Source organism: Lutibacter sp., from assembly GCF_046055765.1.
Taxonomy (GTDB): Bacteria; Bacteroidota; Bacteroidia; order Flavobacteriales; family Flavobacteriaceae; genus Lutibacter.
Genome location: NZ_JASFZF010000101.1, coordinates 1 through 7,886 on the forward strand (window position 1 = coordinate 1; position 7,886 = coordinate 7,886).

General features: G+C 28.7%; 9 protein-coding genes. 3 read left to right on the forward strand and 6 right to left on the reverse strand.

Going from position 1 to position 7,886, the window contains the following annotated elements; all coding sequences use genetic code 11:
- Nucleotides 1-150 (forward strand): S46 family peptidase (locus QM495_RS09860; RefSeq protein ID WP_408671946.1); only part of this gene is annotated, 150 nt, incomplete at its 5' end.
- A 31-nt stretch (nucleotides 151-181) separates the two neighbouring features.
- Nucleotides 182-2,362, forward strand: coding sequence for a S46 family peptidase (locus QM495_RS09865; protein WP_408671938.1), 2,181 nt, complete (start codon nucleotides 182-184; stop codon nucleotides 2,360-2,362).
- A gap of 168 nt (nucleotides 2,363-2,530) precedes the next feature.
- On the opposite strand, the gene QM495_RS09870 is transcribed toward QM495_RS09865, so the two are convergent.
- The 5 genes from QM495_RS09870 to QM495_RS09890 all read right to left on the reverse strand — a co-directional run bounded on the left by QM495_RS09870 (nucleotide 2,531) and on the right by QM495_RS09890 (nucleotide 5,403).
- Nucleotides 2,531-2,701, reverse strand: a complete 171-nt coding sequence (locus QM495_RS09870; protein WP_408671939.1) for an Arc family DNA binding domain-containing protein — start codon at nucleotides 2,699-2,701, stop codon at nucleotides 2,531-2,533.
- A 4-nt stretch (nucleotides 2,702-2,705) separates the two neighbouring features.
- The gene (locus QM495_RS09875) at nucleotides 2,706-3,653 is read right to left on the reverse strand and encodes an alpha/beta hydrolase family protein (RefSeq protein ID WP_408671940.1); all 948 of its coding nucleotides are present in this window, start codon (nucleotides 3,651-3,653) and stop codon (nucleotides 2,706-2,708) included.
- The gene (locus QM495_RS09880; protein WP_408671941.1) at nucleotides 3,643-4,155 is read right to left on the reverse strand and encodes a hypothetical protein; all 513 of its coding nucleotides are present in this window, start codon (nucleotides 4,153-4,155) and stop codon (nucleotides 3,643-3,645) included. Before QM495_RS09880 ends, QM495_RS09875 begins: the two co-directional genes overlap by 11 nt.
- Before the next feature lie 145 nt (nucleotides 4,156-4,300).
- Nucleotides 4,301-4,471, reverse strand: a complete 171-nt coding sequence (locus tag QM495_RS09885) for a DUF4177 domain-containing protein (RefSeq protein WP_408671942.1) — start codon at nucleotides 4,469-4,471, stop codon at nucleotides 4,301-4,303.
- Nucleotides 4,472-4,545: 74 nt separating this feature from the next.
- Nucleotides 4,546-5,403 (reverse strand): SPFH domain-containing protein, encoded by an 858-nt coding sequence (locus QM495_RS09890; protein WP_408671943.1) that lies wholly within the window; start codon nucleotides 5,401-5,403, stop codon nucleotides 4,546-4,548.
- A gap of 109 nt (nucleotides 5,404-5,512) precedes the next feature.
- On the opposite strand from QM495_RS09890, the gene QM495_RS09895 reads away from it, so the two are divergent.
- Nucleotides 5,513-6,301 (forward strand): S1/P1 nuclease, encoded by a 789-nt coding sequence (locus QM495_RS09895; RefSeq protein ID WP_408671944.1) that lies wholly within the window; start codon nucleotides 5,513-5,515, stop codon nucleotides 6,299-6,301.
- Here QM495_RS09895 and QM495_RS09900 read toward each other — a convergent pair.
- On the reverse strand, nucleotides 6,290-7,054 hold the full coding sequence (locus QM495_RS09900) for an RluA family pseudouridine synthase (protein WP_408671945.1): 765 nt from the start codon (nucleotides 7,052-7,054) through the stop codon (nucleotides 6,290-6,292). The genes QM495_RS09895 and QM495_RS09900 overlap by 12 nt on opposite strands.
- Between the last annotated feature and the right edge of the window lie 832 nt (nucleotides 7,055-7,886).

Genomic DNA, 7,886 nt, shown 5'->3' on the forward strand with positions numbered 1-7,886 from the left:
TGGGAAGGTACCATGAGTGATATGAATTACGATCCTGATATTTGTAGAAACATTATGGTTGATGTTCGTTATGTGTTATTTATAATTGATAAATATGCTGGAGCACAAAATTTAATTGATGAAATGACTTTAGTTCATCCAAAAAAGTAAAAACTTAAATACAAAATAAAACCAAAATCAAATGAAACAATTTAAATTATATTTTTTTATTGCGACTCTTTTTGTGTCGTTAAGTATTTCAGCACAGAAAACTGAAAAAATTGATACTAGAGATATTCAAGGCGGTATGTGGGTTCCTTCATTATTGGAAGGAATGAACGAACAAGAAATGCAATTATTAGGAAGTAAAATGACTGCCAAAGATATTTACGATGTAAACAACTCTAGTTTAAAAGATGCTGTTGCTCATTTTGGTGGTGGATGTACTTCTGAAATTATATCGCCAAATGGGTTACTTTTAACAAATCACCACTGTGGTTTCGGTGCAATTCAATCGCATTCATCTATAGAACATGACTATTTAAAAGATGGTTTTTGGGCAATGAGTTATGATGAAGAATTGCCAAATGAAAATTTAAGTGCAACTTTTATAAAAAGAATTGACGATGTAACAACACAAGTTTTTGAGGGTATTACGGATAATATGGATGAAGCTGCAAAAATGAAGTTAATTAATCAAAATATTTTAAAAGTAACTAAGAATGTTCAAAAAGAAGCATGGCAAGATTCTTTTATTCGTTCCTTCTTTAAAGGAAATCAATATTTATTATTTGTAACAGAAGAGTTTAAAGATGTTCGTTTAGTTGGTGCACCACCAACATCAATTGGAAAATTTGGAGCAGATACAGATAACTGGATGTGGCCAAGACACACAGGAGATTTTTCCATGTTTAGAGTGTATGCTGATGCAAATAATCGCCCAGCTGTTTATTCAAAAGATAATGTACCTTATAAAGCCGATCATTATTTACCAATATCATTAGATGGTGTTGAAGAAAGTGATTTCACCTTGGTATTTGGTTTTCCAGGAAGAACAAATGAGTATTTACCAGCTGTTGCTGTTGATCAAATTGTAAATGTATTAAACCCTGCTAAAATTGAAGTACGTGACAATGCATTAAAAATTATGGATTCTTATATGCGAAAAGATGATGCAATTAAAATTAAATATGCGTCAAAGTTTGCTTCAATTGCCAATTATTGGAAAAAATGGATTGGTGAAAATCAAGGAATTCACCAAACAAATGCATTAGTAAAAAAGAAAGAGTTAGAAGCAGAATTTTCTAAAATAGTTGCAGCAAAAGATCTAGTGGGTTATAATACATTGCTTTCAGATTTTGAAACTTTATATAAAGAAATAAAAAGTGTTTCTTTAGCACGTGATTATTGGATTGAAGTTGCTTACAGAAACGTTGAGTTATTAGGAATTACATTTAAAGCATTTCAACTAGAACAAGCTTTTTTAAGAGGAGGAGAGCCTGCATTTGAAAAATCTAGAACAGTTATTTTAAATAGATTAAAAGGAACTTATAAAAATTATAGTGCAATAGTAGATCAACCTATATTTGAAAAATTAGTTAGTTTATATGCTGAAAAAATGCCAAAAGAATTTTTACCTGAATCTTTTAATGAATTAGATTTTAAAGCACTTTCAACTTCAATTTATGCAACATCAAAATTATTAACTTTAGAAGGAGCAGAAGAACTACTAAGTGGTAGTGCTGAAGAGGTAATTAAAAAGTTGAATGCTGATAATGCCTATGTTTTTGGAAAAAAAATTCACACCATTTTTTATTCGAAAATTGAACCTAAATTTCAACAATTAAATATGAAAATTGGCGCAGTTCAAAAAAAATATATGACGGCACTTATGGAAGTGTTTCCAAATAAACGTTTTCCACCTGATGCAAATAGTACGTTAAGAGTAAACTATGGTATGGTTCAAGGTTACGAACCAAAAGATGGTATTTATTATACAAATAAAACCTATTTAAAAGGAGTTATGGAAAAATATGTACCAGGTGACTATGAGTTTGATGTTCCTCAAAAATTACAAGACTTATACGAGGCTAAAGATTATGGGCAATATGCTGAAAACGGGAAATTACCAGTTAATTATTTGTCAACAAATCATATGACTGGTGGAAATTCAGGTAGCCCAATTATTGATGCACATGGGAATATGATTGGTTTAGCTTTTGATACAACTTGGGAAGGAACTATGAGTGACTTATATTTTGATGCTGATATTGTTAGAAGTATTTCGGTAGATATTCGTTATGTGTTGTTTATTATTGATAAATATGCAGGCGCTCAAAATTTAATTGATGAAATGACTTTAGTGCATCCAAAAAAGAAATAAAGTTATTTAAAACTTAGAAATTCGTTATTCAGAATTTAATTCAGAATTTCATCTGATAGATTGCTAATTATTAGAAGAACCTAAAATAAATTTAGGTTGACGTAAATTTTACTTATAAAAAACTCCAAATGAAAATTTGGAGTTTTTTTAGCTACTTATTTAAATAGTCTATTCTTCTGAGGTAGGTTTTTTTGGTTGTCGTTTAGCATCTTTTAAACATTTGTTTAGCATCCATTCTAATTGTCCATTAGTAGATCTAAATTCATCAGCTGCCCATTTTTCAACAGCTTTTAGCATATCTTCATTTATACGTAATGCAAATGCTTTTTTCTTTGCCATTGTTTTATTCTATTTCGTTTATAAAAGTAACTATAATAGCTATTAATTCTTTCATAATAGGTAAATTAGGATTTGAATATGAACCCATGTTTTCACTTAAATCACCTTTAATTTCTTTAAATAAATGATTCATGTTTTTAATTATTTTTAGTTGTGAATTTTTGTTTGCTCTATGCAATAATTCGGCATCTAAATTGCTAACTTGAATATCTTTAGTTCCTTGTATAATTAATATTGGAATTGTAAGTTTTTTTAGTTCAGTTTGTGGATTGTATTTTATCCATGACATAAGAAAAGGTTGCACTTGTTTATTAAATAATGAAATTAGCATTGGGTTAAATTCGTTAACAGTATTTCCTTTTTTTAATTCAGTTAGAATTTTTATTGTTTCATCTTTTAAAATTGGAGCTTGCTTTTCAATTTGTTCAATCAAAACTTCATCAATAGTTCTACCTGCACCAGCTAATGAAATAAAACCATCAGCATTATTTTTTGAAGCAATTATCCCAACTAAACTTCCTTGACTATGGCCAGCAACAATAATTTTAGAATAAGCTTCAGTTTTTTTGAAGTAATTAATTATTGTTTTAGCTTCATCAATAAAAACATCAAATATAAGAGAATCTATTTTTTGTGTATCTCCTTTTGAATAGGAAAGTACACTTTTATCGAAACGAAATGTTGAAATGTTATGAGCTATCAATCCTTCAGCCAAATATTTTAAAGAATTATTTTTTAGCATAGAATTATTTCCATCTCTATCCGTTGGTCCAGATCCTGGAATTAGAATAATTAATGAAGTCTTTTTTTCTGAATAAGGCTTTAATAGAGTGCCTTTTATTGTTACTGATTCAGTTGGAATACTTACATCTAATTCTGTATAATTTTTTTCTTGTCCAAATGATAAAAAAGAAATTAAGCTAAAAATTATAATGTTTATTTTATACTTCATTAGTTAATATTTTGTGTTGATACGTGTTAAGAACCCTTTTCAATTCTTCTTTCTTTTGTGTGCCAACTAAAATTTTAGTACCGTTTTTCAATTCTAATTGTAAGCCAATATCTCCTTTTGTTGTGAAGGCTTTACCTTTATTTTTTCTAAAACTAAATTTAAGTCCCCAACCTCCAAACTCTGAAATGCCATTATAATTTCTTATATAACATTTTGAAATAGTATTCCAATCAATGAGTTTTAATGAAAAATGAAATGGAAAATATTGATAATAAATACCTTTTTCGTCTATCCTAGTTTTAAGTTTTAAATTAGTAAAAAGTAATGCAACTAATATAATTATTACGAGGCCGCTTAAACCTGCAATTTTTTCTCCAATAGTTCCGTTTGAGATACTTTCCCATTTTTGTATTGTTGAAAAACAAGCAACAATAAACGCAACTGATAATCCAATAATTATAATTGGTTGAGTGAATTTTTGTTCTTCAATAAATACTTTCATGTTATGATTTTTTAGAAGTTTGAATAAAAGCAGTAGAAAACGCAATAGCGAATGCAACACCAAGCGCACTATTTTTTAAAGCTACATTTATGCTATACCAATTGCAACTCCAGCTCCAACTTTAGAATAATTTGACTTCATACTATTATCTGTTTTTATCTCTTTCAAGAACCGCTTTTCTAATATTTCCAGATTGATCAAAACCAACATTTATAACACGCCATCCTTGTGATGCGTATTTGTTAAACATATCTTCAAAAGTAGCGTCTTTGTAAGCCCACATACTTTCAGGTTTTATTATTTTATATTCTTTCATGTTATTTTAAAAAATTAAAGATGAAATAGTTATGCAAATTAGAAGTGTTATATAAATTAAAAATGAGATCATTATTAATGATTTAAAGTTCCGGTATTAACAATAGGAGAAGCATCTTTATCCGAACAAAGTACTACCATTAAATTGCTTACCATAGCTGCTTTTCGCTCTTCATCTAATTCTACAATAGCATTTTGGTTTAGCTTATTTATGGCCATTTCAACCATACTTACAGCACCTTCAACAATTTTATGACGTGCAGCTATAATGGCTGTTGCTTGTTGACGTTTTAACATAGCACTTGCAATTTCTTGGGCATAAGCTAAATATCCAATTCTAGCCTCTAAAACTTCAATTCCAGCCATATTTAATCTTTCAGAAAGTTCTTTCTCTAAAGCTTCACTCACTTCATTTACACTAGCTCTTAAGGTAATTTCTTCTGCTTTTCCATCGTCTTCAAAATTATCATAAGGATATAAACTTGCTAATTTTCGTACGGCTGCATCAGATTGTACACGAACAAAATTCTCGTAATTATCAACATCAAATGCCGCTTTGTATGTATCTTTTACTTTCCAAACAGCAATAGTGCTAATCATAATTGGATTACCAAGCTTGTCGTTAACTTTTACACGTTCACTATCAAAATTGCTTGCTCTTAAAGAAATATCTTTTTTTCTATAAAAAGGATTCGCCCAGTAAAAACCATTTTCTTTAACGGTACCAATGTATTTACCAAATAGTAAGATAACTTTTGATGTGTTTGGGTTTATCAAAAAGAAACCGGGGAGCGTAATAATAGTTAATAGTAGAGAGACTATACCCCATTCAGAACCTTTTACGATGCTAAAAATACCGCTGGCGATAAACAGCAATAGCATAAACAACATAAAATAACCATTTTTTACTTTTATTATTTTTTCTTGTGTCATAATTTAATTTTAAATGATATCAAAATGATATCACAAAGATATAAATATATTTATCCTATTTCCTAATTTTTAACAAACTTTATTTTATCTTTGCTAAAAATAATATAGAATGAAATCAGTAAAATTAATATTTATAGGAATAGCTTTTTTAATAACATTTTCAACAATAAATGCAAGTTCACCAGATTGGGGAGCAACAGGACACAGAACCATAGGTAAAATTGCTGAAGATTATTTAAAAAATAAAACAAAACGAAAAATAGCAGCGCTTTTAGATGGACAAAGTTTGGCTTTAGTTTCTACATTTGGAGATGATATTAAATCCGATAAACGATATAACAAATTTTATACTTGGCATTATGTAAATATGCCCTTTGGAGTTAATTATAATGATTCAGAAAAAAATCCTAATGGAGATTTGGTAACAGGGATTGAAAAATGTAAATCGGTTATTAAAGATGAGAATGCAACAAAAGAAGATAAAGCTTTTTATTTAAAATTGTTAGTTCATTTAATTGGAGATTTGCATCAACCAATGCATATTGGAAGAAAAGAAGATAAAGGAGGAAATACTATTCAGGTTCAATGGTTTAATAAAGGAACAAATTTGCATAGAGTTTGGGATTCTGACATGATTAACCATTTTAATATGACGTATACAGAGCTTGCTGAGAACGCTGATAAAATATCTAAAGAACAAATAAAATTTATACAAAAAGGAACTACTGTAGATTGGGCAAACGAAACACATAAATTGGCAATAAAAACGTATGCTACTGTTGAGATTGGTGATAAATTAGGCTATAAGTATGTGTATGAAAATTTTGGTTTAGTGCGTTCTCAATTGCAAGTTGCTGGAATTCGTTTGGCAAAAGTTTTAAATGACTTATTTGCTTAAATTATAAGTATTCCAACGTCTTTTTTCACGAATAAGCATTGAATTAAATTTCTGAGGAATTTTCTCTAATTTGCATTGAACTACTTTAAATGTTTTTGGATGTAAAAATGTAATTTCACTAGCACATAAAAACAACCCTTTACCTTTGTGAAGGGTTTCTTTATTTCCATACAACTTATCTCCTAAAATAGGATGCCCAATAGATGCTAAATGGATACGAATTTGATGTGTTCTTCCTGTTTTTGGTGAAACTTTTAAGCAACTTAAATTATCATATTTTAATGATTTAACAATTTTAATAATTTCAAAACTTGTTTCAGCAGTTTTATCTTCAATAGGTGTATTTATAACTTGAATGCCACGAACTTTTCCAACAGTAATTGTACAATATTTTTTTTGAATAGTTTTATTTGTAAATTGATTTCCTAGTTCAATTTGAGCAGTTTTAGTTTTTGCAATTAATAGCAAACCAGATGTTTGATTATCAATTCTATGAACAGGCATTGGAAATTGTAAAGCATCTTGTTGCGAACTTTCACCTAAATTAAATGGCAAGGCATTGGCAACAGTTTTGTATTGGTTTCCGCTAACGGTTAGTCCAGCAGGTTTATTAATTACGGCCATATAATCATCTTCAAAAATAACAGGTAATTTACATTTAAATATTTTTGGAATGGTTTGTGTATTTTCGAGCAATTCTAAAACTTGACCATCGTTAATCCAAGTTCCAGTTTTTGCTATTTCTCCATTCAATAAAAATAATCCTCTTTTAATAGCCTTTTTTATTCCGCTTTTTGAAGGAATAAACGAATGAAAAACCTTTGGAGCGTACTCTTGTAATCGGATATTATTTATTCCTTTAGGAACAATATGTGAATGAATAGTTTTAATAAGTTTCTGTTTTTTTTGATTAGCTAAATTAAAGACTTAGTTTAAAGTAAAGACGATTCTAAAACTTAAAAGTTACATTTTCATTATTTTAAAATTACTAATTAATTGTTAAAGTGTACATATTTGGATGATTAAAAGTAAGGGAAAACCATAAACTTTAAAAATTCAACAAAAAAATAGTGTAAAATTTTGCCGAATCATTTTTTTTTTTTTATAAATTTAACCTGAGAAAAGATTTTAACCCCAACCTATAAATTGCTTATATGAAAATTAAATAATTGCTATAAATTTCCTTTTTTAGTATTAAAAGCTATTTCCGTGTGGTTGCTGAGCCTTTCGACTCTCGCTCAAGACAAACGGAGTTGAAGCAAACCAGCCTGTGACAAGTAGGGGGTAGGAATGTAATTGGTTATACACTAAAAAACCGCTGTTTTTATAGAAGAGATGTTTAATATAGGAATTGGTTTTCAAATACATTTAGAAAAAAAATATTAATCTTTAAAATAGCTCCTATGGAATAAACTACCTAAAAAAGAGAAAGCCACTACACGGTTGTAGTGACTTCTCCAGTCTTAATACAACTATCGTCTAAAATAATTAATTAAAACAGTACAAATCTATAAAAAAAATTACTTTAAAACCTTACAACAATGAAAAAAACAATTTACACCACAATTTTAATATGTATATTTTC

What these genes read in the sequence shown, in the direction of transcription:
- QM495_RS09885 (WP_408671942.1), bottom strand. Translation starts at nt 4,471, where the DNA reads ATGAAAGAATATAAAATAATAAAACCTGAAAGTATGTGGGCTTACAAA.
- QM495_RS09870 (WP_408671939.1), bottom strand. Translation starts at nt 2,701, where the DNA reads ATGGCAAAGAAAAAAGCATTTGCATTACGTATAAATGAAGATATGCTA.
- QM495_RS09895 (WP_408671944.1), top strand. Translation starts at nt 5,513, where the DNA reads ATGAAATCAGTAAAATTAATATTTATAGGAATAGCTTTTTTAATAACA.
- QM495_RS09890 (WP_408671943.1), bottom strand. Translation starts at nt 5,403, where the DNA reads ATGACACAAGAAAAAATAATAAAAGTAAAAAATGGTTATTTTATGTTG.
- QM495_RS09880 (WP_408671941.1), bottom strand. Translation starts at nt 4,155, where the DNA reads ATGAAAGTATTTATTGAAGAACAAAAATTCACTCAACCAATTATAATT.
- QM495_RS09865 (WP_408671938.1), top strand. Translation starts at nt 182, where the DNA reads ATGAAACAATTTAAATTATATTTTTTTATTGCGACTCTTTTTGTGTCG.
- QM495_RS09875 (WP_408671940.1), bottom strand. Translation starts at nt 3,653, where the DNA reads ATGAAGTATAAAATAAACATTATAATTTTTAGCTTAATTTCTTTTTTA.